The following is a 24,511-nucleotide window of genomic DNA, read 5'->3' as shown; positions in this document are numbered from 1 at the left end:
CGCCGGCACACCATTCAGCCATCCAAAAGAGAGTAGCCATGACATTGACGGAACTTAAGTACATCGTAGCGGTAGCCCGGGAAAGGCACTTCGGACGGGCCGCCGACGCCTGCTTTGTCAGCCAGCCCACCTTGTCGGTCGCCATCCGCAAACTCGAGGACGAACTGGGCGTCGTGCTGTTCGAGCGCGGCGGCACCGAGGTGGGCGTTACTCCCATAGGCCTGCGCGTGGTGGCCCAGGCACAGCGCGTGCTGGAAGAAGCGACCAATCTCAAGGAAATCGCGCGCCAGGGCCACGACCCGCTGGAAGGGCCGCTGAGGGTGGGGGTGATCTACACCATCGGGCCCTATCTGCTGCCCAAGCTGGTGCCGGCCCAGATCGAGGTAACGCCGCAGATGCCGCTGGTATTGCAAGAGAACTACACCACACGCCTGCTCGAACTGCTTCGCCAGGGCGAGATCGACTGCGCCATCGTGGCCCTGCCCATACCGGATGCGGGCTTGATGGTGCAGCCGCTTTACGACGAACCCTTCCTGGTGGCGGTGCCCAAGGGCCATCCCTGGGCGCAGCTCGAGCAGATCAGTTCCAGCGCCCTGAAGGAAGAAACCATGCTGCTGCTGGGCGCGGGCCATTGCTTTCGCGACCAGGTGCTGGAAGTCTGCCCCGAGCTTTCACGCTTTTCGGCATCGAGCGAGGGCATACAGCGCACCTTCGAGGGCTCGTCGCTTGAAACCATACGGCACATGGTGGCGGCCGGCGTGGGAATTACCGTGCTGCCGGCCAGCGCCATCGGCACACGCGACCCCAAGAGCGACCTGCTGGCCTACATCCCTTTCAAGAAGCCGGTGCCCGACCGCAGGGTGGTGCTGGCATGGCGCAAGAGCTTCCCTCGGCCCACCGCCATACAGGCCCTGGTCAGGGCGGTTCATCACACCGAACTGGGCGGTGTCCGCTATCTTGAAGAGCCGAGCAGCGTGGTATTCTAAAGTTTGTTGTTCAACATGTACGTTCGGAGATCTGAAATGGCAAAAGCATTGAACAAATCCATCAAAACCGAGAAAGGCATCGTGATCGACATCGGCATTACCGCCAAAGATCGGGAGGCCGTTGCGCACGAGCTTTCCAAGATGCTCGCCGACTCGTATACCCTGTACCTCACCACGCACAATTTCCACTGGAACGTCACGGGTCCGCTGTTCAACACATTGCACCAGATGTTCATGACCCAATACACCGAAGAGTGGCAGGCGCTCGATGAAATCGCCGAACGCATACGCGCCCTGGGGCACTACGCGCCGGGCACCTATGCACAGTACGGCAGCCTGGCCACCATCAAGGCGCCCGACGACGTGCCCGAGGCATCCGAAATGGTGCATTTCCTGGTCAAGGGCAACGAAGCCGTGGCCAAAACCGCCCGCGCAGCGCTCAAGCGCGCCGAAGCGGCCAACGACGCGCCCACGGTCGACCTGCTCACCCGCCGGCTCGACATCCACGAAAAGAACGCCTGGATGCTGCGCAGCATTCTGGCATAGCGCCGGGCTTTTCCCGCCGACGCACCAGCCGGCTTGAGGCCCACGCCTTGCGCAAGAATCGCCGCAAGGCCGTGCGACAGAAGTCCGCGCTTGTGGCGCGGGGCCTTATTCCAGACCCGGGCCTGCCTTGGCGGCAGGCCCGGGTTTTTTCGTACAATAGCGGGCTATGAATCAAGAACTTTCCCTTTCCTTCATCGGTGGCGGCAATATGGCCTCTGCCCTGGCTTCGGGCCTCATCGGCAAGCGCTGCGGCGCTTCCGACGTGCATGTCATCGACGTCAACGAGACCGCGCTTGCGCGCTGGCGCGAACAGGGCGTGGGTACCGCCGCGGCGCCCGACGAGCAGCTTTCCTCGCGGCGCGTGTGGATTTTCGCCGTCAAGCCGCAGGTCATGAAAGAAACCGTGGCCCAGTGCAAGCCTTTCCTGCGCCCCGACACGCTGGTCATCAGCATCGCGGCCGGCATTGAAAGCGGCACGCTGGCCGGCTGGCTGGGCGGCGACAAGCCCTGGACACGGCTGGTGCGCTGCATGCCCAACACTCCGGCCCTTATCGGCGCGGGCATTTCCGGCTTGCTGGCGCTCGACGGCGTCTCCGAAGACGACCGCGCGGTGGCCCAGCTTCTGCTCAAGGCGGTGGGCGAAATCGTGTGGGTCGACAACGACGACCAGCTCGACGCCGTAACGGCCTTGTCGGGCAGCGGCCCGGCCTATGTGTTCCTATTTCTCGAGGCGCTGATCCAGGGCGGCATCGACCTGGGTCTCGACGCCCAGCAGTCGCGCAAGCTGGCGTTGGCCACCTTGCACGGGGCCACCCAGTTGGCAGCGCTCTCGCCCGAAACGCCCGCCACCTTGCGTGAACGGGTTACTTCCAAGGGAGGCACCACCGCCGCCGCCCTATCCGTGTTTGAACAACAGGGCTTTTCGGCCCTGGTGCAGCAAGCCATGCGCTCGGCCTACCAGCGCGCGGGCCAGCTGGCCACCGAGTTTGCAAAATGACTTCGACGAATCAATCCGCTTTCCTTCCCATGACCCTGCGCCAGATGGCGATCGCCGTGCTGGTCATGTGCGCCATCGTGGTGGGCTCCAACATTCTGGTGCAGTATCCCATCAACCGCTGGCTCACCTGGGGTGCCATTACCTACCCCATTGCCTTTCTGGTGGCCGACGTTCTGAATCGGCGTTTCGGCCCGGGCGCGGCGCGCCGGGTCGCGGTGTTCGGCTTCGTGGCCGCCATCGTGGTGTCGTTCTGGGTGGCAACGCCGCGCATCGCCGTGGCCTCGGGCCTGGCCTTTTTGTGCGCCCAGCTTCTCGACATCCATGTATTCGACCGCCTGCGCGAACAGCGCTGGTGGCGGGCGCCGCTGATCGCCGGCGTGGCCGGCGCCACGCTCGACACCTTCATCTTCTTCAGCGTCGCCTTTGCCGGCACGCAGGTGCCCTGGGTTACGCTGCTGTTCGGCGACCTGGCCATCAAGCTGTTCATCAACGCCACCATGCTGGCCCCGTTCCGGGCCTTCATGTGGAACCTGGCCCGGCCGGCGCTGGCGCAAGACGGCGCGCAGCCTGCCATCGTGCGGCCGGGCGGCCGCGGCGCCTGATTCCCTGGCAATATAAAAAAGCCCCCACGCCACGCAGGCTAGTACCTGCTCGCTGCCCCCCGAGGGGGCTGTTTTTGCCGGGGGCGCCGATCCTTGGGGCGGCCCGGCGGCAACAAAACGGCTCGTAATGAGCCGTTTTGTTTAGCCTGGCAAGAGAGGTGCCCCTCGACGGGAAACGCCGCGGGCACCGTATCTGGCCGATCAGGCCAGACCTTGCTTCTGCAGGGCCGTTTGCACGCCGGCATCGGCGTCCATGCGATCAAGGAAGCGCTTGAGGTTGTTCATGCCCGACAGGTCAATTTCTTTGGCGCGCGCCCAGCGGCCCACGACGTACAGGTAAGGGTCGGCGATGGAGCGCTTGCCGGTAAGCCAGTCTTTGCCTTCCAGCTGCTTGTCGGCGATGCCGAACAGGAAGCGCACGCGTTCGGTGGTCTTGTCTAGCAAAAGCTTCTGTATCTGCGGGTCTGAGCTATAGCCTTGCACGCCGAAGATCATGGCGAAGGTGCGATGGACGTCGGCATTGACGAAACTGAGCCAGCGGCGGACTTCGGCCCGTTCGACCGTGTCGGCGCCATGCAGGCCCGCCTCGGGATGCAGCTCATTCAGGTACTCGAGTATAGCCACGCTTTGCGTCAGCACCAGGTCTCCGTCCACCAGCACGGGCACCGAGCCGACGGGATTGAGCTTGAGGAACTCGGGCTGCTTCAGGGCGTCGCGCTCGACTGACTCGAGCTCATAGGAAAGCCCCATCCATTCCATCACGATCTGCGACACCAGGGGGCATGCGCCCGTCAAATAATAAAGCTTCAATTTTCTCTCCTTGGAGTGGGTAATGCGCGCCTGCATGCCTTACTTGAGGTGGGCATCCAGGAAACGCGCCATGCGGTGATAGAACTCGAATTTGTTTTCGTCGTTGTGAAAGCCGTGGCCCTCGTTGTCTTTGACAATGTATTCCACATCGATGCCGCGCGCCTTCAGGGCGGCCACCATCTGGTCGCTTTCGTCTTTGTTCACCCGTGGGTCGTGCGCGCCCTGGGCAATGAGCAGCGGGGTCTGGATGCGGTCGGCGTTCAGGGCCGGCGAGGTGGCCTCGAGGCGCTCTCGGTCGGCCACCGGGTCGCCCACCATGCTGTACATTTTTTCGAGCATGGGCTTCCAGTAGGGCGGAATGGTGTTCAGGAAGGTAAGCAGGTTGGAAACACCCACGTAGTCGATGGCCGCGGCATAGAGCTGGGGTGTGTAGGTGATGCCGGCCAGGGTGGCATAGCCCCCGTAGCTGCCGCCATAGATGGCAATGCGGGCGGGGTCGGCAATGCCCTGGTCGATGGCCCATTGCACGCCGTCGGTGATGTCGTCCTGCATGGCCAGCCCCCATTGGCCGAAGCTGCTTTCCCAGAACTGGCGTCCGTAGCCGGTGGAGCCGCGAAAATTCATTTGCAGCACGGCGTAGCCGCGGTTGGCCAGGAACTGGGCTTCGGGGTTGAACCCCCAGCCATCGCGGGCCCAGGGACCGCCGTGCGGATTGACGACGCAGGGCAGGGCTCGCGGCTGGCGCCCCAGTGGCAGCGTGAGGTAGCCATGAATGGTGAGGCCGTCGCGGCTTTGGTACTGGATGGGCCGCACCACGGCCATGTGTTCTTCGGGCAGCTCGGGGTTGATCTCGGCGAGCTTGTCCAGGGTGTCGAGCCGGGCATCGTAGATGTGGCGGCTGCCCGGCGTGCGGTCGTTGTAGGCCGCCACGATGAACTTGTTCTCGTCGCGCGTGCTGCTTTGGTAGGCGATCTCGTAGCCGGGCAGATGACGCTGCAGGCGCTCGTGGCGTTCGCGGCTGAGATTGTCGAAGAAATGATAAGCGGGCTTGTCGGTCTGGTAGGCCGCGACGGTAAGCACCTTGCGCAGCTTCGAGTAGCCGGCGCCGTCCAGGTCGACCCCGGGCGCTTCGAAGACAAGCTCCTCGTCGTCGGGATTGGCCGGGTCGATGCGCACCAGTGCCAGCTTGTCGCGCCCGCGGTTGCTGAGGGCATAAAGGCGAACGTCGTCGAAATCAAAGAACTGCGGCCCCACCGAAGTGCGGAAGTCGGTCTGGATGAGCGGGCGGAAGCCTTGTCGCTCATCGTCGCGGTACAGCAGCACCGAGTTCAGGCCGTCGCTGGCGATGCCGGCCCGCACGCGCCCCGCGTGATCGGTTTGCCAGCCGATCACATTGCCGGGGTTCTCGGCCACCAGCGCGAGCTCACCGTTGCGGATGTCGACCCGGTATACATCGAAAACCTCGGGGTTGCGGCCATTGTGGCTGATGAGAAGGTGGTCGGGGTCGTCTTCGAGATCGTCTTCGATGCTGGCCCGCACCCCCGGAAAAGGGGTAAGGTCGGTAACCGTTCCAGTGCGGATGTCTACGGCCAGCACATGGAAGTTCTCGTCGCCATTGAAGTCTTTTTCGTAGATGACGGTGTGCTCGCCTTTCCAGAAATAGCCGCTGATGTCGCGTTCGGTTTCAGAGGTGATGCGTTGCGCCGTGCCGGTGGGGCGGCTGCCCTCGAGGGCCTGGACAAAGATGTTCATGCGCGCCGGCTGGCCGTCTATGCTGACGGGCTCCATGAAGCCGAGCATCGAGCCTTCGTCCGAGAGACGGAAGAAACCTCGGGCGGGATTGCGAAAGAAGGTCTCGATGGGATAAACGGGCGGCACGGGGCTGGCGGCCGCGTCTTCGGGAACAAGGCCGCGACGCAGCAGGCTGGCTGGAAAGGGAAGAAGCATGAGAGAACCCTGAAAGTACACAAGCATTACTATATCGGCTTGCCAACGCGCTGCATACTGCGGGCGCGAGTCGCACAACCCTTTCTGTATGCCCATGCAAGCACCTGATTTTTCTCTTTCCGGAAAAACGGCTCTTATCACCGGCTCGACCCAGGGCCTGGGATTCGAAATCGCCAGGGCCTATGCGGCCAGCGGCGCCTGCGTCATTATCAACGGCCGCTCGCAAGACCGTGTAATGCAGGCGGTGCGGCGCATCGAAGAAGAAGGCGGCCGCGCCGAGCCGCTGGTGCACGACGTGGGCAATCTGGCCGAACAAGAACGCATTTTCGGGCAGTTGTGCAGCCGGGCGGGCGCACCCGACATTCTCGTCAACAACGTGGGCATCCGCCTGCGCAAGAGCCTGGCCGACTCCACCCTGCAAGAGATGCAGGACCTCATCCACGTCGACCTGCTCGCGGCCATGCATCTGTCCCGATTGGCAGCGCAGCGCATGGCGCGGCAGGGCCTGGCGGGGCGCATCGTTACGCTTACATCGATCGCCGACCGCGTGGCAAGGCCCGGCGATGCCATCTATGCCGTGGCCAAGCACGGCCTGGCGGGCCTGGTAAAGGCGCTGGCTGTGGAGTACGGGCCGCGGGGCATTACCAGCAATGGCATTGCGCCGGGTACTTTCGCCACCGAAAGCAATGTGCAGCTGGCCGGCGACCCGGTGCAAGGGCCCCGAGTGCTGGGCCGCAATCCGCTCGAACGCTGGGCCCAGCCGCACGAGATCACGGGTGCCGCCGTTTTCCTGGCTTCGCCGGCGGCCTCGTATGTGAACGGCCACATCCTGGTGGTGGACGGCGGGTTTTCGATCGCATTCTGATTTTGGGCCCGGAACGCTCCGCAGGCTGACGGTGAGCGCGATTCCGGGACAACGGGCGCCAGGGTATACACTGACATCTCATCCGCTTACCGGCTTCGCCGCTCATCACTGACCACCGACTCTGCTTCATCGACATGAACACACCGTTACGCCTGGCCATCAACGGATATGGCCGCATCGGGCGCTGCTTCCTGCGCGCCCTGCATGAATCCCCCCTGAAAAACCGCTTTCGCATCGTAGCCATCAATGAGCCCGCCGATCTGGACACCATGGCTTATCTCACGCGCTTCGATTCGACGCACGGCGTGTTTCACGGCAAGGTGGAGCAGGGCGAAGACAGCCTCGTCATCGATGGGCAGGCCATTGCCGTGACGCATGCCTCTACGCCTGAAGAAGTGCCCTGGCAGGCGCTGGGCGTGGATCTTCTGGTGGAGTGCTCGGGCCGTTACGGCACGCGTGACCAGCTGCAGCGCTTTCTTGATGCGGGCGTGCCGCGCCTGCTGCTGTCGCATCCGGGCGCCAGCGCGGCCGATGTGGATGCCACGGTGGTGTACGGCATCAATCACGAAAGCCTTGCGGGCACCGAGCGCCTGGTCTCCAATGCTTCGTGCACCACCAATGCCATCGTGCCGGTGCTTGATCTGCTGCATCGCTCTTTCGGCGTGGAGCAGGCTTTTCTTACAACGCTGCATTCGGTGATGAACGACCAGCCTCTGATCGACGGCTATCACAACAGCGATCTGCGGCGCACGCGTTCGGCGATGCAATCGTTCGTGCCCGTGTCGACGGGCTTGGCCAAGGGGGTGGAGCGGCTGCTGCCCGAGTTGTCGGGCAGGGTGCAGGCCAAGGCCATTCGCGTGCCCACGCTAAATGTCTCGGCGATCGACCTGATGTTCCAGGCGGGCAGCGACCTGTCGGCGGAAGACATCAACGCATTGATGCAGGCCGCAGCGCAGCGGGCGCCCGATTTCATCGCCTATTCCGACCAGCCCCATGCGTCGGTGGATTTCAACCACGACCCGCATTCGGTCATTATTGACGGCGGCCAGACCCGGCTTTGCGGGCCGCGCATGGCGAATGTCATGGTGTGGTTCGACAATGAGTGGGGGTTCGCGAACCGGCTGCTCGACGTGGCGGATTATTGGGCGGGGCTGGTTCGTTAGTACCGCTAGTTCCATTAGTACCGCTAGTTCCATCGGTAGCGCTTGAAATTTGAGTCTTTAAGCGCCGCCGGAGGCGGGCAGTCTTCAGGCGGGCGGTCGGGCGGTCCGGCTTCGCCGGACTTCCCGCGTCTGCCTCGTACGCGTGGGCGGCGGGGAAAGCCCCCACGATTCCTTCGTCAGCACGCGGCGCCCTCCGACGCCCGCCTGAAGACTGCCCGCCTCCGGCGGCTTGCATAGTGGCATATTGTTGCCGCCGATGTGAAGACTCACCGCAACAGCGCTTAAGAACCCAAACCAAAGCGACCCAGACCCAAATGAGAAGCAATGGCGTATAGTTAAGAGCGATGGCAGTCGCCCGCACCGCCGCCGATTGCCGGTTCCCCACATACTCTCAAGCCAGGAGCCCACACATGAGCAGCACACGCGTCGAAACGGATTCCATGGGAGCCATCGAGGTTCCCTCAGATCGATACTGGGGTGCGCAAACCCAGCGGTCCATACAGAATTTTCCCATCGGCGTCGCGCGGTTCAAATGGCAGGCGCCGGTCATTCGCGCGCTGGGCATACTCAAGCGCGCCGCGGCCGAGGCCAATGCCGAGCTGGGCGAACTGCCGCAAGACCTGGCCGACCTGATCGTGAAGGCGGCCGACGAAGTCATCTCGGGCAAGCTCGATCAGGAATTCCCCCTGGTGGTCTTCCAGACCGGCTCCGGCACGCAATCGAACATGAACGCGAACGAGGTCATCTCCAATCGCGCCATCGAGCTGGCCGGCGGCGAGATGGGCAGCAAGAAGCCGGTGCACCCCAACGACCACGTCAATCGCGGCCAGTCGTCCAACGACACCTTTCCCACCGCCATGCACATCGCCGTGGCGCAAGAGCTCGAGCGCGACTTCTTTCCGGCGGTGCGGCAACTGCAATCCACGCTGGCCGACAAGGCAAGCCAGTACGCCCAGGTGGTCAAGACCGGCCGCACCCACCTGCAAGACGCCACGCCCATTACCCTGGGCCAGGAAATCGGCGGCTGGGTGGCGCAAATCGCTTTCGGCCTGAAGGCGGTCGAGGCCGCCTTGCCGGGCATCTACGACCTGGCCATAGGCGGCACCGCGGTGGGCACAGGCCTGAACGCCCACCCGCGCTTCGGCGAGACGGCGGCCGCGCGCATCGCGCAGATCACCAGCCTGCCGTTCAAGTCGGCCGACAACAAATTCTTCGCCTTGTCCGCGCACGACGCGCTGGCCAATATGTCTTCCGCGCTGCGCCTGCTTGCCGGGGCGCTGTTCAAGATGGCCAACGACGTGCGCTGGCTGGCAAGCGGGCCCCGCTGCGGCATCGGCGAACTCATCATTCCCGACAACGAGCCGGGCTCCTCCATCATGCCGGGCAAGGTCAACCCCACCCAATGCGAAGCCATGACCATGGTGTGCGCCCAGGTCTACGGCAACGACGCAGCGGTGGCCTTTGCCGCCAGCCAGGGCAATTTCCAGCTCAATGTGTACAAGCCGGTCATGGTGCACAACGTGCTTGAAAGCATCGCCTTGCTGGCCGATGCAAGCCGCGCCTTCAACGACCATTGCGCCGTGGGCATCGAGCCCAACACCGAGATCATCGAACGCAATTTGCAGAAGAACCTCATGCTGGTTACCGCGCTCAATCGCCACATCGGCTACGACAAGGCGGCCGCCATTGCCAAGAAAGCGCAAAAAGAGGGCACCACCTTGCGCGAAGCGGCGCTGGCGCTGGGCCACGTCACGGCACAGCAGTATGACGAGTGGATCGTACCCCTGGACATGACACACAACGATTAAGGCGCGCACCCGCCGCAGGTCCGAGGCCTTCAGACAAGGCCCCGGTGCGCATGGCCACGCTGGCATGCGTACCTTGCCTTCAGGCGGGTCGGGCGGCACCGGAGAACGTCAATGAAGATACAGGTCGACATCAAGCGTGCCTACGACAAGGCCCAACAGGGCGACGGCTACCGGGTTCTGGTTGATCGCCTGTGGCCACGCGGCGTTTCCAAGGAAGAGCTGCATTACGACGCCTGGTGCAAAGACCTTGCGCCCAGCCCGGCGCTGCGCAAATGGTTCGGCCACAAAGTAGAGCATTGGGACCAGTTCCGCGACGAATACGAAACCGAGTTGCGCAGCAAAGAACAAGAGCAGCGCATGCGCCAGCTGGTGCAGGATGCGGGCGCTTCGCACATCACCCTCGTGTATGGCGCCCGCGACACCGAACACAACCACGCCATTATTCTTGCCGCCGAAATCGAGCGTGTCGCGCGCCATATGGGTAAAACTCCTCGTAAACAAGGTTGAACCCGTCATCTTCCACGCCCGGGCCGATTAAGCCTCGCGTAAGGCTATACTGGCCATGAAGGCGTTCTCGGGGCGCCGTACACCGGAAGGCCCGCAATGATCCGTTCCGTACAAGCCCAATCTTCGCTGCTGCGCCGGCTCGCTTCTTTCCGCCGGACGGCCTTCTCAAGACAAGCAAGGTCTGCCTGGGAAGAAGGCCTCGGCGCGCAGGCGGGGGCTGTTGCAATAGGCAGGCATCGGCTTCCTGGCCGGGGCCGCATTCTGTTTTTCTGCTTGGCCATGGCCGCTGCGCTGCTTTGCGCCGCCTTGCCCATTCTTGCGCAAAGCAATGCGAAAGTCGTCGAGCTGCAGCTCGACGGCGTCATCAGCCCGGCATCTTCCGACTTCATCGTGCGCGGCATCGACAGCGCGGCATCGCAGCAGGCCCAGTTGGTCGTCATCACCCTGGACACGCCAGGCGGGCTCGACGCCTCGATGCGCAGCATCGTCAAGGCCATACTGGCCTCGCCCGTGCCCGTGCCCGTGGCCACCTTCGTGGCGCCCGCGGGTGCGCGGGCGGCCAGCGCGGGAACCTTCATACTGTATGCCAGCCATATCGCCGCCATGGCGCCCGCCAGCAATATCGGCGCCGCCACGCCCGTGCAGATAGGCGGCACGTCGCCGCCGAAGGCCGGGTCCAAGGACGACGCCAAGGATGGCGACCCCGCGGATGCGTCCGGGCGCAAGGCGCGCAACGATGCGGCGGCCTATATACGCAGCCTCGCCCAGCTGCGCGGCCGCGATAAGCAGTTCGCCGAACAGGCCGTGCTCGATGCCGCCAGCATGTCGGCCCAAGAGGCGCTGGAAGGCGGGGTCATCGACCTTGTCGCCGCCGATCTTCCCGACCTGCTTCAGAAGCTGGACGGCCGGCAGGTCAAGCTCGAGAACGGCCGCTCGGTCAGCCTGGCCACGGCCAGCGCAACGGCCGAGCAGATACAGCCCGACTGGCGCACCAGGCTGCTGCTTCTTATCGCCAACCCGCAGGTGGCGGTCATCTTGATGATGATCGGGGTCTATGGGCTGTTCTACGAGGTCACCAGCCCGGGGCTTGCGGGGCCCGGCATCGCCGGCCTCATCAGCCTGATGCTGGCGTTCTATGCCTTCCAGCTGCTGCCGGTGAACTGGGCCGGAGTCGGCCTGATCTTCCTGGGCCTGAGCCTGATGGTGGCCGAGGTGTTCCTGCCCAGTTTCGGCATAGCCGGCGCGGGCGGGGTCGTGGCCTTCGTGCTGGGCGGCATCTTTCTTACCGATGGCGAAGTGCCCGGCTTTGAGCTCGGCCTGCCTTTCCTCATCGGCTCGGCACTGTTCAGCGTGGCCGTGCTGCTGGTCATCGGCCGGCTTGCCCTGCGCTCTTATCGCAGCCGCGTCGTCAGCGGCGCCGAATACATGATAGGGCAGCCGGGGATCGTCACCCACGTCGAAGACGGTATGGCATATGCTGACGTGCTGGGCGAGCGCTGGAAGGTGTGCAGCAGCCAGCCGCTGCGGCCGGGGCAGCATGTGCGCGTCAGGTCGATGGAAGGCCTGACCCTGGGGGTAGACCCGGCGGGCCCCGAGCCCGCCAACCCCGCTTCAAACAATTCCTAACCGCTCATCAAGGAAGGCACTCATGTACTTCATCGATTTTGACCTCAACTTCGGCCTGCTGATCCTGCTGGTCGTCATCGTGGTGATCCTGGTCAATACCCTGAAGATCCTGCGCGAATACCAGCGCGGCGTCATCTTCACATTGGGTCGCTTCACCGCCGTCAAGGGCCCGGGCCTGGTCATCGTCATACCTGGCCTGCAGCAGATGGTGCGCGTCGACCTGCGGGTGGTCACCATGGACGTCCCAAGCCAGGACGTCATCTCGCGCGACAACGTGTCCGTCAGCGTGAATGCGGTGATCTATTTCCGCGTGGTGGCGCCCGACAAGGCCATCATCCAGGTCGAGCGCTATCTCGACGCCACCAGCCAGCTGGCGCAGACCACCTTGCGGGCCGTGTTGGGCAAGCACGACCTCGACGACATGCTGTCCGAGCGCGAGAAGCTCAATCAGGACATCCAGGCCATACTCGACCAGCAGACCGATGGCTGGGGCATCAAGGTTACCAACGTAGAGATCAAGCACATCGACCTGAACGAAAGCATGGTGCGCGCCATTGCCCGCCAGGCCGAGGCCGAGCGCGAGCGGCGCGCCAAGGTCATCCACGCCGAAGGCGAGAAGCAGGCGGCCCAGGCGCTGATGGAAGCGGCGCGAACCCTGGCCGAGCAGCCTTCGGCGATGCAGCTGCGCTATCTCCAGACACTTACCCAGGTGGCGGGCGACAAAACCTCCACCCTCGTCTTCCCGGTGCCGGTGGACATGCTGGCAGGCTTCTTCGAAAAGTCGGGCAAGGGCTTCGCGCCCGTTGTTCCGTCCGCGCCGCCCGCCGCGCCACCGGCGGACCCCGACCTTCCGCGCCGCATCGATCCGGTGGCTTGAGCCACGTCTTGACCAAGGGGCATGCATGATATTGGGCCACAAAGCACGAGCCGCGCTGATCGGCGCACTGCTGGCCGCCGGGCTGCTGGCGGCCGCGGCGCAGGAACCCGCCCAGGCGCAAGCCGCCACCTATGCCAGCGAAGAAGGCACGCTTGAAGTCGCCACGCTATACCAGGGCCTTGAAAACCCCTGGGCATTGGCCTTTCTTCCCGAAGGCCAGGGCATGCTCATTACCGAAAGGCCGGGGCGCTTGCGCCTGTGGACGCAAGAAAACGGCCTGTCGCCCGCCATCGAGGGCGTGCCGCGGGTCTTTGCACAAGGGCAGGGCGGTTTGCTCGATGTTGCGCTGCCGCCTGACTTCGCCCGCTCGCGGCGCGTCTACCTGTCGTACGCCGAGGGTTCGCCGCGTAATCCCGGCGAAGGCCCGGCCGGCACGGCGGTGGGCTACGGCACGCTTTCCAAAGACATGCGCCGCCTCGAAGACTTCAAGGTGATTTTCAGGCAAGAGCCCAAATTGTCCAGCGGCGTGCACTTCGGTTCAAGGCTGGTGTTCGACGGCGGGGGGCATTTGTTCGTCGCCCTGGGCGAGAACAACCAAAGGCCCACCGCCCAAGATCTAAGCAAATTGCAGGGCAAGATCGTGCGCCTGCTGCCCGATGGCGGCGTGCCGAAAGACAACCCCTTCGTGGACCGCGAGGGCGCTGTACCCGCCATCTGGTCATACGGCCATCGCAACCAGCAAGGCGCCGCCCTGAACCCCTGGAGCGGCAAGCTGTGGACACACGAGCACGGGCCTCGCGGCGGCGACGAAATCAATATTCCCCAGGCCGGCAAGAACTACGGCTGGCCGCTGGCCACCCATGGCATCAATTACTCGGGCCTGCCCATACCCGAGGCCAAGGGCGAAGCGGTGGAAGGCACAGAGCCGCCGCACTATGTATGGGAAAAGTCGCCCGGCGTCAGCGGCATGGCCTTCTATGACGCCCAGCGCTTCGCGCCGTGGCGGCATTCGCTTTTCATAGGTTCTCTGGTCGATCGCAACCTGATACGGCTGGAACTCGACGGCGATCGCGTTACGCACGAAGAGCGCATGCTGAAGGAAATAGGCGCGCGCATACGCGATGTCAGGGTAGGGCCCGACGGCTACGTGTATGTGCTTACCGACGAACGTGACGGCCGCCTGTTGAAGGTGGGATTGCAGCCCTGAGGAGTGGGCTGCGTGCCGACGCCTACTTGACCAGCGTAACCGGCACTTCGGTAAGGCTGAGCACCTTGGTGGCCACCGAGCCGAGCAACAGGCCCGAGATGCGCCCCAGGCCGCGGGTGCCCATGACGATGTGGCCGCAATCGTGCTGCCTGGCGTAGTCGACGATGGTTTCGGCCACGGGCCCCACCAGCACTTCGAAGCTGGCTTCGGCGGGCGAGCCGTCCAGCAGTTCGCGAGCGCCGGCCAGCGCCTTGTTGCCTTCGTCCTGATAGTACTCGTCGAGGATCTCGGCCGAAATGAAGCGCTTGACGTTGCCCGAGGCGATGGGCGCCTGAATGGTGACGACCCGCAGCCCGATATCGCTGCGCTCGCCCGCCATGGAAAGGGCGGCCTTGAGGGCGTTCAGCGAGGTTTCCGAGCCGTCTATGGGAACCAGAATGTTCATGCGTGAGCCTATTGGAATGATTGAATCCGCGCCCCGCGACAGGGACGGTGACCGATCTGCCTATCTTAAACCAATCGGGTCAGGCCACGCCGTCTTGCGCCGCGTAAAGTTTGCGCAGCAGATGCAAAAGCGTCTTGCGCTCGTCGCCGGAAAGCGCGCCGGCGGCTTCGCCTTCGATGCGCAGCGCCGTCTCTTCGGCGCGTGCGCAGAGCTGCTGGCCTTCGGCGGTGAGCGAAAACGACTGTATGCGTCCGTCGCTCTGACTGCGCTGGCGGGCAAGCAGCTTGCGCGCCTCGAGCCGTTCAAGCACGGGCGCCAGGTTGGGCGGCGCCACGCCTATGCCCTGCGCCACCTGTTTCTGGCTGATGCCCGGGTTGGCGCTTAGCAGGCTCAATACGGCAAAGTCGGCCGGCCGCAAGGCAAAGGACGCCATGCGGGGATCGGAAAAAGGCTCCACCTGCAGGAATGCCCGCCGGCAATGGTAGCCGATGAGTTGATGCATGAGGGGCGGCTGCAGCGCTGTGTCCCGCGAGCGACCGCGGCCGGGCTTTGCCTTGCTGGGGGCTGGGGATGCGGCTGGGGAAGCCATCTCAGGACTCTGCCGGCGCCGTATTCAGACGCCGGGCGAAGTCGACGAACCAGGCCATGCTTTGCGGATTGGCCATGGCGTCGGGGCTGGCCACTTTGTCGACGCTTGCGCCCAGCAGCAATTTGCGCACGGGCAACTCCATTTTCTTTCCGCTAAGGGTGCGCGGAATCTGTGGCGCCGCCAGCACCTCGTTGGGCACGTGGCGCGCCGAGGCCTTGGTCCGGATCTGTTCTTTGATGCGGGCGATCAGCGTTTCGTCCAATTCGACGCCCTGAGCCAGCACGACGAACAAAGGCATGTAAGAAGGGCGGCCCAAATATTCCAGATCGACTACCATGCTGTCGCGTATTTCGGGCAGTTCCTCGACCACGCGATATATCTCGGCGGTGCCCATGCGTATGCCGTAGCGGTTGATGGTGGTGTCGGAGCGGCCGTAGATCACCGCCGTGCCCGCGGGGCTGAAACGTATCCAGTCGCCATGGCGCCAGCACCCGGAGAAGGTCTCGAAATAGCTTTCGATATAGCGCTTGTCGCCCGGGTCGTTCCAGAAATACAGCGGCATCGAGGGCATGGGCTTGGTAATGACCAGTTCGCCCACTTCATCGACGACGGGCCGGCCATCGTCGTTGAAGGCATACGCGGCCACGCCCAGCTCGCGGCACTGGATCTCGCCGGCCGTGACGGGCAGCGTGGGTGCGCAGGCAACGAAGCCCGAGGCGATGTCGGTGCCGCCGCTGATGGAAGCCAGCCACAGGTCGCGCTTGACCTCGTCGTAGACCCATTCATAGGCGTCCAGGGGCAAGGGAGAGCCGGTAGAGTTGATGGCCCGCAAGGCCTTGAAGCTCGCCTGCCGGCCCGGCTGCAGGCCGTCTTTCTTGCACTGCACCAGGAATGCGGCGCCGCAGCCGAAATGCGTGACGGCATGCTCATCGATGAAGCGCCACAGCGATTGCGTGTCGGGATAAGAGGGGTTGCCATCGTAGAGCACCACCGTGGCGCCCGACAGCAGGCCGCCCACCATCAGGTTCCATACTATCCAGCCGGTGCTTCCCAAAAACATGAAGCGGTCGCCGGCGCGGACGTCGTGCTGCAGTTGCATGGTCTTGAGATGAGTCAGCACGATGCCGCCGTGGCCATGCACCATGGCCTTTGGGATACCCGTGGTGCCTGAAGAATAGACGATCCAGAGCGGATGATCGAAGGGCAGGCGGGCATAGGCCAGGGGCGCATCGTACGCGATGGCCTGCTGCCACGACACGCAGCTGGGCCAGTTCGGCAGGCTGGCGGCCGCGGGCCCGGCCACATGGACCACCCGCTCGATGGAGGGAAGCTTTTCAAGCAGCTCGGATACGATGCCGCCGCGTTCGTGCACCTTGCCATTGTAGCGGTAGCTGTCGACCGCAAACATGATCTTGGGTTCGATCTGCTGGAAGCGGTCGACCACCACCGACACGCCCATCTCGGGCGAGCAACTGGACCAGATTGCACCCAAGCTGGCGCAGGCCAGGAAGGCGATGACTGTCTCGGGCCGGTTGGGCATGTAGGAAACCACGCGGTCGCCCGGACCCACGCCCGCTTCGCGCAACCAGTGAGCCAATGCGCCGGTGGCTTCGTGCAGTTCGCGCCACGATACGAGGCGGGGTTCGCTGTCTTCGCTGCGCGCTATCAGGGCCGGCCGCGAAGGATCGGCGTTGCGGAACACATGTTCGGCGTAATTGAGCCGCAGGCCCGGAAACCATTTTGCGCCGGGCATGCGCGAGTCGGCCAGTACTATGGCTGGATCGCCGTCGGCCTCGACCTGGAAAAACTGCAGGACCGTGCCCCAGAAGGTCTCGAGTTCGTCGACCGACCATTGCCACAGCGACTCATAGTCTTCGAAGCGCTTGCCGTGGCGTTGCGCCACGTGTTCCATGAATTGCGCCAGCCGCGTTTCCTCGACTTGCCCAGCCGTGGGGCTCCATAATGTTTCGCCTTGTTCGATGGCCATGGCCTGTACTTTTCCTCTATTTTGCCAACTCATTATGATACATAAGCAATTGTCAAAATAGCAGTGCAAGGGGCTAGGGTTAACCAGAGCCGGCAGCGGAATTCTTTATAACCCGGTGGGGGGGAGTCGGGCGGCGCGTTACAAACTGCGCTTGTTTTGTCCATTGAACCTCAAAGCGCCTCTTTTATTGCAGTTCGGTGTCTGGTCCGTGACTTATTCGCAAGGTTATGCACAGACTTTGTGGATAAAACAGGCGTGCAAGAAATTCCCTTGAACCATCAAGCGGAAGGCGGACATGCTGCCCCTGGCCGACCAGGCGTGCCGCTTGCTGGAACATGTTTTTCATCCGCACGAGGAAAGGCATGAACCCATACCGCATCGCCGTCATGGTCGGCAGTTTGCGCAAAGCATCCTGGAACAAAAAGCTCGCCGACGTCATTGTCTCCATGGCGCCTGCTCAGTTGGACTTTCGCTTTGTGCGCATCGACGATCTGCCGCTTTACAACCAGGATGAAGATGAGAACCAGCGCGAACCGGTGCGCCGCATGAAGCAGGAAGTACGTTCGGCCGACGGTGTTCTGTTTGTCACGCCCGAATACAACCGTTCGATTCCGGGAGTGCTGAAGAACGCCATCGATCACGGCTCCAGGCCGTTCGGCGACAGCGCATGGGAAGGGAAGCCCGCGGGCATTGTGGGCGCCAGCCCCGGCGCCATGGGTTCTGCGTTGTCGCAGCAGCATTTGCGCAATGTGCTGGCTTCACTGGACATGCCCACTCTGGCCCAGCCCGAGGCCTTTGTGCAGGTTCATGATGGGGTGTTTGATAGCAAGGGCGGCGTCAGCGACGAGCCCTTGCGTATGTTCCTGCAAGGGTGGCTCGATCGCTACGCCGCCTGGGTGGCGAAATTCGCCTGAGGCAGAAAGCCCCGCTGCTTAGCCGGCCAGCTTGAGCGTGCCCTTCATGATGGCCCAGTGGCCGGGGAAGGAGCAGAAGTAGGCGTATTCTTCGCCGGCGCTGAGCTTGCTGACGTCGAAGGTGACCGAGGATTCTTCACCGCCGCCGACAAGGTCGGTGTGGGCGATGACACGCTCGTCGTTGGGCCTGATGTAGTCGTGATCGGCGCCGGCGGCCATGCCGTCGGTGGCGGTGGCCTGCATGTCGGCCTGTTTGGTCAGCACCCAGTTGTGGCCCATGGCGGCCACGGGCAGCTTGCCCACGTGCTTGAGGTGCACCGTGTATTTTTCGCAGGACTTGTCGACCGTGATTTCTTTCACGTTGAACTGCATTGCGTCGTTGCCTTCGATGGTGGTTTCGCAGTCGGCGGCCATGGCGGGCAGCGCGGCGGCGGAAAGCAGGGCGGCAAGGGCAAGTTTGGCAAACATATCAGGCTCCGTTGAACAGTAAGAAACTGGCTGGCGCATGCGCTGCGCATTGCTGGCCGCGCCATCGACAGACCCATTCTACTCTCAGGCGCGCGGCGTCTTATTGACCCTGATCAAACAGAATGTAAAAAGCCCGCCTCGAAGAGGCGGGCCCAGGCAAGGACCCGTTGGAAAAGCCCTTGGAAGCGCGCCGTCCCGACGCGCTGTTGCCGTTGATGGCGGCTTATTGCTTTTTATTCTTGAGGGCGTCCATGTCGATGAGCGCCCAGTCTCCGTCCTTGACGGTGATGAGCACGCGGGCGCGCTCGTCCATGCCGAAGTGGTCGGTGGGGGTCATGTTGTACACGCCATGGGTGGCGACGACCTCTTTGGAGTTCTCGATGGCGTCGCGCAGGGCGGCGCGGAACTCGGGCGTACCGGGCTTGCCGGCCTTGAGTGCCTCGGGCACGGCGTTCTGGAACAGCAGGAAGGCATCATAGAACTGGGCGCCGAATGCGGACAACGAGCCTTCGCCGTACTTGGCTTCGTAGCGTTCGGTGTAGTCGAGGCCCAGCTTCTTGGACGGGTTGCTGTCGGGCAGTTGCTGGGCCACCACCACCGGACCCACGGGCAGGATGGTGCCTTCAACCGCCTTGCCACCCACGCGCATGAACTCTTTGGTGGCCGTGCCGTGGGTTTGATAGATCTGGCCCTTGAAGCCGCGGTCTTGCAAGGTAACCTGCGGCAGCACCGATGGGGTACCCGAGGCGACCACCAGCACGGCGTCGGGCTTGGCGGCCACGATCTTGACGGCCTGGCCGGTGACGCTGGTGTCGGTGCGGTTGAAGCGCTCGACGGCCGTAAGCTTGATGCCGGCGGCTTCGGTGGCTTTCTTCATGGCGGTAAGCCAGCTTTCGCCATAGGCGTCGGTGTAGCCGATGAAGCCCAGGGTCTTGACGCCGGTGGCCTTCATGTGCGAGATCAGGCCGTCGGCCATCACGTCGTAATGCTGGGGCGCGCGGAACACCCATTTGTTCTTGTCTTCGGGCAGTTCGACCGGCGCGACGGTGATCTGCGGTGTTTGCGATTCGTTGGCGATCTCGGCCATGGCGGCGCTGGGTGGCGTGGAGGAAGAGCCCAGCAAGATGTCCACCTTGTCTTCGGCCACCAGCTTGCGCGCATTGCGGCCAGCCTGGGTGGCGTCGGTCGCGTCGTCGAGAACGATGTAGTTGACTTTTTCACCGGCAATGGTGTCGGGCAGCAGGGGCACCGTGTTCTTTTCAGGGATGCCGAGTGCGGCGGCCGGGCCCGTGGTGGACAGGGAAATGCCCACGTTGATGTCGGCTTGCGCGGGGACGGCGAACATCGCCATCGAACCGGCGGCAATGGCCGCTGCGAGCGTCAACTTTTTATTCATGCTTCCTCCTGGATTGCAACTTGTGGCCCTTGGGCCCTGGTGATGGTGCTCGTCCGTATTCAAATCCGGACGCCAGCAGCGACTCTACGCCGTTAAAAATAGGCGGTCAAGAATTTTGGTTACAACTTCGGGTTAACCATCCCATACGCGATTGCGGCGGAGCTCACGCCTGACAGACGGGGAAGGCCAGAAGGGGCAGACCGGTGACCAGCACGGCAAGCAGGGCGAGCGCATCGGTCAGGAAGGTGGCGCGCCACATGAAGCGCGCCTGCACGGTACCGTTGCCTTCGCGCCGCATGCCGCAGCTACGCCGGCCGCTGCGCTGGGTCAGCACGGCACATGCCGCCAAGTGCAGGGCCCACAACGCCGTCAGGAGCATTGTGAGACTGGCGGGCGTCAATGTCGACGGCACGTACAGGCAGCCTAGCGCATGGCCCACGTACAGCACCACGAAGGCGAGCGCCCAGACGATGAAGCCCGCCATGACGCGCCAGACGCCGGGTGTACGCGGCATGCCCGATTTCCAGCCGTGCATCTGCGGGCTCCTCATGGCGACCCCGGCAAGAAAAGCATCAGGCCCAGCAGGGCCAGGCCGCTCAGGCCTGTATAGCCGGACCACAGCGCCTGGACCCGCAGCTCCTCGTCGCATATCGCAGCCGGGTGCACGGCACGGCGGCACAAGGCATACAGGCACATGAGCAGCGCAACGCCCAGATGAATGGCCATATAGACCAGAACCACCAGCATCAGCGCCAGATAGGCGTGCTGGCCGGGCGAGCCCAGCTGGCGGACCAGCAAAACAATAATGCCCAGCGCCGTCGCGGCGCATGCGGCAGCCGCCGTCTGCAAGGCCGCCGCCCGGTTGCGCGCGGGCCCGGCCAGCGCGGCGGCAACGAGCCCGGCCAGGGCGATGCCCAGCGTTGCCACCGCCCAGGGCGCGGGCTCGAGCCATTTCGGCGGCGGCCAGTTGGGCGCGTACAGGCTCAGGAACAGGCTGCCGAAGACCAGCGAGGCCAGCAAGGTCGCATTGGCCGCCAGCGTACAGGCCATGCCCCACCATCCGGGCGAACCGCCGGCGGCCCAGTGGCCCGGCAAGTCGACGCCGGGGCTGGCGTCCACGCGCGGCGGCCGGCCTTTCGGGGCCAGTTGCCACACCCAGCAGGCAAAGAGCAGCACGGCGATGGCTGCGGCCGCCAGCGCCGCCGCGTAGGCCTTGAGCAGCACGGCCAGAAAGAAGGCGCCGGTCGCAATGCCGGCGTACAAGGGCATCCAGGTGGGGCCGGGCAGGTGGATCACGCTGCGCGGCTCGCCGGTGACCACGTCCACACTCAGGGTCTGCCGGGTGGGCGGCGGACAGGCCGCCAGCCACAGGCGGCCTTCTTCGATCTTATCGCCCAACGCCGGATCTTCCCAAAGGGGGTAGCGGCTGCCGACGTCCGGAATGCTTGCGAAGTTGTACGAGGGCGGCGGCATGGGCATGGCCCACTCCAGCGTGCCCGCCTGCCAGGGGTTGCGCCGCGCCCCGCCGCCCTTGCGCGCATGCAGGACGATGTCGATGAGGAAGAGACCGAAACCGATGGCCTGGATGAAGCCGCCCAGGCTGCTGAGCAGGTTCAGGGTGTCCCAGCCCGTATCGGCCGCATAGGTGAAGATGCGTCGCGGCATGCCCAGCAGGCCGGTCAGGTGCATGGGCAGGAACGTAAGGTTGAATCCAATGAAGACGAACCAGAACGCGGCCGACCCCAGGCGGGCCGAAGGCATGCGTCCCGACAGGTGCGGCATCCAGTAGTAGGCGGCCGCCATCAGCGGGAACACCGCGCCGCCTATCAGCACGTAGTGCATGTGGGCGACGACGAAGTGGGTGTCATGCACCTGCACATTGAAGGGAACGAGCGCCACCATCACGCCGGTCAGGCCGCCCAGCACGAAGATCACCAGAAAGCCCCCCAGGTACAGCATGGGCAGGCGCAGGCGCACGCGGCCCGACCACAGCGTGGCTATCCACGCGAAGAACTGGATGGCCGTGGGCAGGGCCACCAGCATGCTGGCCGCCGAGAACAGCGCCAGGCTCAGCTGCGGGATGCCCACGGTGAACATATGGTGCACCCATAGGCCGAAACTGAGGAAACCCATGGCCACCACCGCGTTCACCACCCAGGCATGACCCACCAGGGGATGCCGTGCAAAGGTGGGTACGAGCGTGGACACCATGCCGGCGGCGGGCAGGAAGATGATGTAGACCTCGGGGTGGCCGAACATCCAGAACAGGTGCTGCCAAAGCAGATTGTCTCCGCCCAGCTCCACCGTGAAGAAGGGCAGGCCGAAGGCCCGCTCGAGCTCGAGCAATATGCTGCCCAGAATAAGGGGCGGGAACCCGACCAGTATCATGCCCGCGGTCACCAGCATGTACCAGGCAAACACCGGCATGCGCGCCAGGCTCATGCCGGGTGCCCGCATCTTGAGTATGGTGGCGATCAGTTCGACCGCTCCGCACAGCGCCGAGATTTCGGCAAAGGTAACCCCTATCAGCCATATGTCGCTGTTGATGCCGGGCGTGTACCGGCTGCCGGCCAGCGGCGTGTACATGAACCATCCGCTCGAGGGCGCCAGGCCCAGCGCCATGCCGGCCATCAGTATCAGGCCGCCGAACAGGTAGCACCACCAGGCGTAGGCGCCCAGCCGTGGAAACGCCAGGTCGCGCGCCCCGAGCATCTTGGGCAGCAGGTAGAAGGCGAATCCCTCCAGCATGGGAATGGCGAACAGAAACATCATCACCGTGCCGTGCATGGTGAATATCTGGCTGTACAGTTCGCTGTCCAGATAGCCGCTGTGCGAAGTGGCCAGCTGTGCGCGTATCAGCATGGCCAGCACTCCGCCCACCAGGAAGAAGCACAGGGCCGCCGCCATGAAGCGCCGCCCCATGGCGGTGTGGTTGACCGCCGACATGCCGCGCCATCCCGATGGCGAGCGCCAGTGCGCGTCCAGGGCTTCGTGCAGGGTTCGGGTATCGGGCGCTTCCGTCATGGAGACACCGGGCGTCGGGTGGGCAGCGAGGCAAGCACGCCGGAAAGATCGTCCTTGTCGTGCACCACCACCTGAAACGGCATGGCGGCATGGCCGGTGCCGCAGTACTCGGCGCATTGGCCCCGGAAGACGCCCGCTTCGCCGGGGGTGTAGACCAGCGTGTTGATCCGGCCCGGGATCGCGTCCATCTTGCCACCCAGCCGGGGCACCCAGAAGCTGTGTATCACGTCCGAGGCGGTAAGCTCGATCGACACCGGGACGCCTAGCGGCACGTGCAGCACATTGATCGAATAGCGCGCCGCGCCCGAAGCCTGGGGATAGCGTACTTCCCACCACCATCTGTGGCCCGTCACCTGTACGCGATAGGCCGGCGCGCCCTGCGCCGGTGCAGCCAGGTAGGCATAGGCGAGCAGCGCGGCCATCACGCTAAGGGGAAACAGAATCCCTCCGCCCAGCAGCAGCCACAGCGGGCGGCGTCCCGGCCGGCCGCTCGAGCGCGCGCGTATCGCCAGGAACACCAGGGCCAGCATCATCAGCAGGACGGAAAGGCTTCCCCAGGCCATGGCCTGCCACACGTCGGCGATATGGTCTGCCTGCTCGCTGGCGGGATTCAATGCCGAGAGGGGAGTGCGGTCGCATCCGGCCAGCATGGCGGCCGTCGCTGCAAGCCAGCAACGGCGCAGCGTTGAATGCCCGCGGGCAAGGCATGCCATTTGCTGGCGCGTCTTCCTGAAGCGCGAAAGGACGAAAACGATGAAGGCATTCTGGCGGCGCAAACCCAAGCAGACGCACACGGCCGTGGCCCTGGGCAGCCATCCCATGCATCCCATGGTCGTGCCTTTTCCCATTGCCTTCCTCATTACCGCACTGGCCACCGACCTGGCCTTTCTGTTCACGGCCGACGATTTCTGGGCCCGCCTATCGCTGTGGCTATTGGGCGCCGGCACCTTCATGGGGGTGGTCGCGGGCCTGATCGGCGCGGCCGAGCTGCTCATCATCCGTTCAATCCGCCGCCGCGCGGCCGCCTGGAGCCACTTCGTGGTGGCGGTGATGCTGCTCTCGGTCGCTTTCCTGAACTGGTTCATGCGACTGTCCGATCCGGTCGCCGCGCTGTACCCATTGGGCATGGCCCTGTCTTTTCTGGGCTTGCTGCTGGTGTCGGCGGCGGGTTGGCTGGGCGGCAAGCTGGTGTTTGAAGAACGGGTCGGTGTGAAAGAAGCCTGAGCGCGGGCGGTTCAGACAAGGGCGCCAGGCGCGGCTTGGCCAGCACCAGCCACAGCACGCAAGGAAACAGCACGATGGGCAGGACGATGCGCATTACGCGCACCAAGGCGTTGGCGCGTTCGGCCCGGTGGCTCTGTTTGGCCAGGATGATGCCGCAACGGGCATGGATGATGGCAAGCGCCGCCACGAAAAGCAGCTTCAGGGCGAACCAGGGGGCCGTCACTTCACGCAGGGGTATCAGGGCCGTTCCGCTGGCGATGGCCAGAAGGGCGAAGGGCGAGGCGATCCATATATACAGATTGCGCACCATGCCGTGCAAGCGCAAATACCTGGGGTCGGACAGGCGGGGGCTGTGGCCGGCCATCAGAATGGGCAGGTAGATCAACGAAGCGCTCCAGAACACAATCGCCACGATGTGCAAAGCCTTTATCCAGGCCATCCCGCCTCCATTCTTCGCGCCGGGCCGCCTGCCGTCCCGCAACTTACTGCTTCGGGGCGGCGCCGGCATTTCTTGTCAATGGGC

General features: G+C 64.0%; 23 protein-coding genes and 1 pseudogene. 13 read left to right on the top strand and 11 right to left on the bottom strand.

The window, feature by feature from the left end; translation table 11 throughout:
- Positions 1-38: 38 nt before the first annotated feature.
- The 4 genes from C7440_RS19315 (at position 39) to C7440_RS19300 (ending at position 3,131) form a co-directional block, all read left to right on the top strand.
- On the top strand, positions 39-986 hold the full coding sequence (locus C7440_RS19315) for a LysR substrate-binding domain-containing protein (protein WP_017523586.1): 948 nt from the start codon (positions 39-41) through the stop codon (positions 984-986).
- Positions 987-1,022: 36 nt separating this feature from the next.
- Entirely contained in the window at positions 1,023-1,532 is a 510-nt protein-coding gene (locus C7440_RS19310; protein ID WP_116519623.1) for a Dps family protein, read from the top strand.
- 166 nt (positions 1,533-1,698) lie between these two features.
- Positions 1,699-2,529: a pyrroline-5-carboxylate reductase gene (proC, locus tag C7440_RS19305; RefSeq protein ID WP_116519622.1), complete on the top strand. Its 831-nt coding sequence runs from the start codon at positions 1,699-1,701 to the stop codon at positions 2,527-2,529.
- A gap of 29 nt (positions 2,530-2,558) precedes the next feature.
- Complete coding sequence (locus C7440_RS19300; protein WP_017523583.1) at positions 2,559-3,131, top strand: VUT family protein; 573 nt, start codon at positions 2,559-2,561, stop codon at positions 3,129-3,131.
- A 201-nt stretch (positions 3,132-3,332) separates the two neighbouring features.
- On the opposite strand, the gene C7440_RS19295 is transcribed toward C7440_RS19300, so the two are convergent.
- Both C7440_RS19295 and C7440_RS19290 read right to left on the bottom strand, forming a co-directional pair.
- Positions 3,333-3,941, bottom strand: coding sequence for a glutathione S-transferase family protein (locus C7440_RS19295; RefSeq protein WP_116519620.1), 609 nt, complete (start codon positions 3,939-3,941; stop codon positions 3,333-3,335).
- A gap of 39 nt (positions 3,942-3,980) precedes the next feature.
- Positions 3,981-5,888, bottom strand: coding sequence for an alpha/beta hydrolase family protein (locus tag C7440_RS19290; protein WP_116519631.1), 1,908 nt, complete (start codon positions 5,886-5,888; stop codon positions 3,981-3,983).
- Positions 5,889-5,976: 88 nt separating this feature from the next.
- On the opposite strand from C7440_RS19290, the gene C7440_RS19285 reads away from it, so the two are divergent.
- From C7440_RS19285 to C7440_RS19255, 7 genes are all read left to right on the top strand, one after another.
- Positions 5,977-6,753 (top strand): SDR family oxidoreductase, encoded by a 777-nt coding sequence (locus C7440_RS19285; protein WP_017523580.1) that lies wholly within the window; start codon positions 5,977-5,979, stop codon positions 6,751-6,753.
- A 134-nt stretch (positions 6,754-6,887) separates the two neighbouring features.
- A complete protein-coding gene (locus C7440_RS19280) occupies positions 6,888-7,916 on the top strand; it encodes a type I glyceraldehyde-3-phosphate dehydrogenase (RefSeq protein WP_116519619.1) in 1,029 nt (342 codons plus the stop codon).
- 410 nt (positions 7,917-8,326) lie between these two features.
- Positions 8,327-9,724, top strand: coding sequence for a class II fumarate hydratase (fumC, locus tag C7440_RS19275; protein WP_017523578.1), 1,398 nt, complete (start codon positions 8,327-8,329; stop codon positions 9,722-9,724).
- Between the two features lie 111 nt (positions 9,725-9,835).
- Positions 9,836-10,231, top strand: a complete 396-nt coding sequence (locus tag C7440_RS19270; protein WP_116519618.1) for a DUF488 domain-containing protein — start codon at positions 9,836-9,838, stop codon at positions 10,229-10,231.
- A gap of 279 nt (positions 10,232-10,510) precedes the next feature.
- Entirely contained in the window at positions 10,511-11,857 is a 1,347-nt protein-coding gene (locus C7440_RS19265) for an NfeD family protein (protein ID WP_116519630.1), read from the top strand.
- Positions 11,858-11,879: 22 nt separating this feature from the next.
- A complete protein-coding gene (locus tag C7440_RS19260) occupies positions 11,880-12,734 on the top strand; it encodes a slipin family protein (RefSeq protein WP_017523575.1) in 855 nt (284 codons plus the stop codon).
- A 25-nt stretch (positions 12,735-12,759) separates the two neighbouring features.
- On the top strand, positions 12,760-13,941 hold the full coding sequence (locus tag C7440_RS19255; RefSeq protein ID WP_116519617.1) for a PQQ-dependent sugar dehydrogenase: 1,182 nt from the start codon (positions 12,760-12,762) through the stop codon (positions 13,939-13,941).
- A 22-nt stretch (positions 13,942-13,963) separates the two neighbouring features.
- Here C7440_RS19255 and C7440_RS19250 read toward each other — a convergent pair whose 3' ends face one another.
- The 3 genes from C7440_RS19250 to C7440_RS19240 form a co-directional block, all read right to left on the bottom strand.
- The gene (locus tag C7440_RS19250; protein WP_017523573.1) at positions 13,964-14,386 is read right to left on the bottom strand and encodes a universal stress protein; all 423 of its coding nucleotides are present in this window, start codon (positions 14,384-14,386) and stop codon (positions 13,964-13,966) included.
- Between the two features lie 79 nt (positions 14,387-14,465).
- Positions 14,466-14,888, bottom strand: a complete 423-nt coding sequence (locus C7440_RS19245) for a MarR family winged helix-turn-helix transcriptional regulator (protein ID WP_017523572.1) — start codon at positions 14,886-14,888, stop codon at positions 14,466-14,468.
- Positions 14,889-14,976: 88 nt separating this feature from the next.
- Positions 14,977-16,962 (bottom strand): acetoacetate--CoA ligase, encoded by a 1,986-nt coding sequence (locus tag C7440_RS19240; protein WP_116519616.1) that lies wholly within the window; start codon positions 16,960-16,962, stop codon positions 14,977-14,979.
- A gap of 362 nt (positions 16,963-17,324) precedes the next feature.
- On the opposite strand from C7440_RS19240, the gene C7440_RS19235 reads away from it, so the two are divergent.
- Positions 17,325-17,876: an NADPH-dependent FMN reductase gene (locus C7440_RS19235; protein ID WP_026067765.1), complete on the top strand. Its 552-nt coding sequence runs from the start codon at positions 17,325-17,327 to the stop codon at positions 17,874-17,876.
- Positions 17,877-17,894: 18 nt separating this feature from the next.
- Here the strand turns inward: C7440_RS19235 and azu are convergent, their stop codons facing one another.
- The 5 genes from azu to coxB all read right to left on the bottom strand — a co-directional run bounded on the left by azu (position 17,895) and on the right by coxB (position 23,477).
- Entirely contained in the window at positions 17,895-18,344 is a 450-nt protein-coding gene (gene azu / locus C7440_RS19230; protein WP_017523569.1) for an azurin, read from the bottom strand.
- A gap of 223 nt (positions 18,345-18,567) precedes the next feature.
- Entirely contained in the window at positions 18,568-19,740 is a 1,173-nt protein-coding gene (locus C7440_RS19225) for an ABC transporter substrate-binding protein (RefSeq protein WP_017523568.1), read from the bottom strand.
- Positions 19,741-19,903: 163 nt separating this feature from the next.
- The gene (locus C7440_RS19220) at positions 19,904-20,275 is read right to left on the bottom strand and encodes a hypothetical protein (RefSeq protein WP_017523567.1); all 372 of its coding nucleotides are present in this window, start codon (positions 20,273-20,275) and stop codon (positions 19,904-19,906) included.
- Between the two features lie 11 nt (positions 20,276-20,286).
- Positions 20,287-22,764 (bottom strand): cytochrome c oxidase subunit I, encoded by a 2,478-nt coding sequence (gene ctaD, locus C7440_RS19215; RefSeq protein ID WP_116519615.1) that lies wholly within the window; start codon positions 22,762-22,764, stop codon positions 20,287-20,289.
- Complete coding sequence (gene coxB / locus C7440_RS19210) at positions 22,761-23,477, bottom strand: cytochrome c oxidase subunit II (protein ID WP_157787545.1); 717 nt, start codon at positions 23,475-23,477, stop codon at positions 22,761-22,763. Before coxB ends, ctaD begins: the two co-directional genes overlap by 4 nt.
- Before the next feature lie 40 nt (positions 23,478-23,517).
- On the opposite strand from coxB, the gene C7440_RS20145 reads away from it, so the two are divergent.
- Positions 23,518-23,988 (top strand): DUF2231 domain-containing protein, encoded by a 471-nt coding sequence (locus C7440_RS20145; protein WP_017523564.1) that lies wholly within the window; start codon positions 23,518-23,520, stop codon positions 23,986-23,988.
- A gap of 43 nt (positions 23,989-24,031) precedes the next feature.
- On the opposite strand, the pseudogene C7440_RS20335 reads toward C7440_RS20145, so the two are convergent.
- A pseudogene (locus C7440_RS20335) lies at positions 24,032-24,427 on the bottom strand (CopD family protein); the annotation flags it as partial.
- Positions 24,428-24,511 lie beyond the last annotated feature (84 nt).

The organism is Pusillimonas noertemannii, assembly GCF_003096595.1.
Classification (GTDB): domain Bacteria; phylum Pseudomonadota; class Gammaproteobacteria; order Burkholderiales; family Burkholderiaceae_B; genus Pusillimonas; species Pusillimonas noertemannii.
Note: the sequence above shows the minus strand (reverse complement) of the source record. Positions and strands in the feature narration are given on the sequence as shown.

Bases quoted from the DNA above. Each gene is read 5' to 3' on its own strand.
- C7440_RS19245 (WP_017523572.1), bottom strand. From the start codon at position 14,888: ATGCATCAACTCATCGGCTACCATTGCCGGCGGGCATTCCTGCAGGTG.
- azu (WP_017523569.1), bottom strand. From the start codon at position 18,344: ATGTTTGCCAAACTTGCCCTTGCCGCCCTGCTTTCCGCCGCCGCGCTG.
- C7440_RS19300 (WP_017523583.1), top strand. From the start codon at position 2,559: ATGACCCTGCGCCAGATGGCGATCGCCGTGCTGGTCATGTGCGCCATC.
- C7440_RS19290 (WP_116519631.1), bottom strand. From the start codon at position 5,888: ATGCTTCTTCCCTTTCCAGCCAGCCTGCTGCGTCGCGGCCTTGTTCCC.
- C7440_RS19225 (WP_017523568.1), bottom strand. From the start codon at position 19,740: ATGAATAAAAAGTTGACGCTCGCAGCGGCCATTGCCGCCGGTTCGATG.
- C7440_RS20145 (WP_017523564.1), top strand. From the start codon at position 23,518: ATGAAGGCATTCTGGCGGCGCAAACCCAAGCAGACGCACACGGCCGTG.
- C7440_RS19220 (WP_017523567.1), bottom strand. From the start codon at position 20,275: ATGCACGGCTGGAAATCGGGCATGCCGCGTACACCCGGCGTCTGGCGC.
- C7440_RS19260 (WP_017523575.1), top strand. From the start codon at position 11,880: ATGTACTTCATCGATTTTGACCTCAACTTCGGCCTGCTGATCCTGCTG.
- C7440_RS19240 (WP_116519616.1), bottom strand. From the start codon at position 16,962: ATGGCCATCGAACAAGGCGAAACATTATGGAGCCCCACGGCTGGGCAA.
- C7440_RS19280 (WP_116519619.1), top strand. From the start codon at position 6,888: ATGAACACACCGTTACGCCTGGCCATCAACGGATATGGCCGCATCGGG.
- fumC (WP_017523578.1), top strand. From the start codon at position 8,327: ATGAGCAGCACACGCGTCGAAACGGATTCCATGGGAGCCATCGAGGTT.
- C7440_RS19235 (WP_026067765.1), top strand. From the start codon at position 17,325: ATGAACCCATACCGCATCGCCGTCATGGTCGGCAGTTTGCGCAAAGCA.
- C7440_RS19285 (WP_017523580.1), top strand. From the start codon at position 5,977: ATGCCCATGCAAGCACCTGATTTTTCTCTTTCCGGAAAAACGGCTCTT.
- ctaD (WP_116519615.1), bottom strand. From the start codon at position 22,764: ATGACGGAAGCGCCCGATACCCGAACCCTGCACGAAGCCCTGGACGCG.
- C7440_RS19250 (WP_017523573.1), bottom strand. From the start codon at position 14,386: ATGAACATTCTGGTTCCCATAGACGGCTCGGAAACCTCGCTGAACGCC.
- C7440_RS19265 (WP_116519630.1), top strand. From the start codon at position 10,511: ATGGCCGCTGCGCTGCTTTGCGCCGCCTTGCCCATTCTTGCGCAAAGC.
- C7440_RS19255 (WP_116519617.1), top strand. From the start codon at position 12,760: ATGATATTGGGCCACAAAGCACGAGCCGCGCTGATCGGCGCACTGCTG.
- proC (WP_116519622.1), top strand. From the start codon at position 1,699: ATGAATCAAGAACTTTCCCTTTCCTTCATCGGTGGCGGCAATATGGCC.
- C7440_RS19310 (WP_116519623.1), top strand. From the start codon at position 1,023: ATGGCAAAAGCATTGAACAAATCCATCAAAACCGAGAAAGGCATCGTG.
- C7440_RS19315 (WP_017523586.1), top strand. From the start codon at position 39: ATGACATTGACGGAACTTAAGTACATCGTAGCGGTAGCCCGGGAAAGG.
- C7440_RS19270 (WP_116519618.1), top strand. From the start codon at position 9,836: ATGAAGATACAGGTCGACATCAAGCGTGCCTACGACAAGGCCCAACAG.
- coxB (WP_157787545.1), bottom strand. From the start codon at position 23,477: ATGGCATGCCTTGCCCGCGGGCATTCAACGCTGCGCCGTTGCTGGCTT.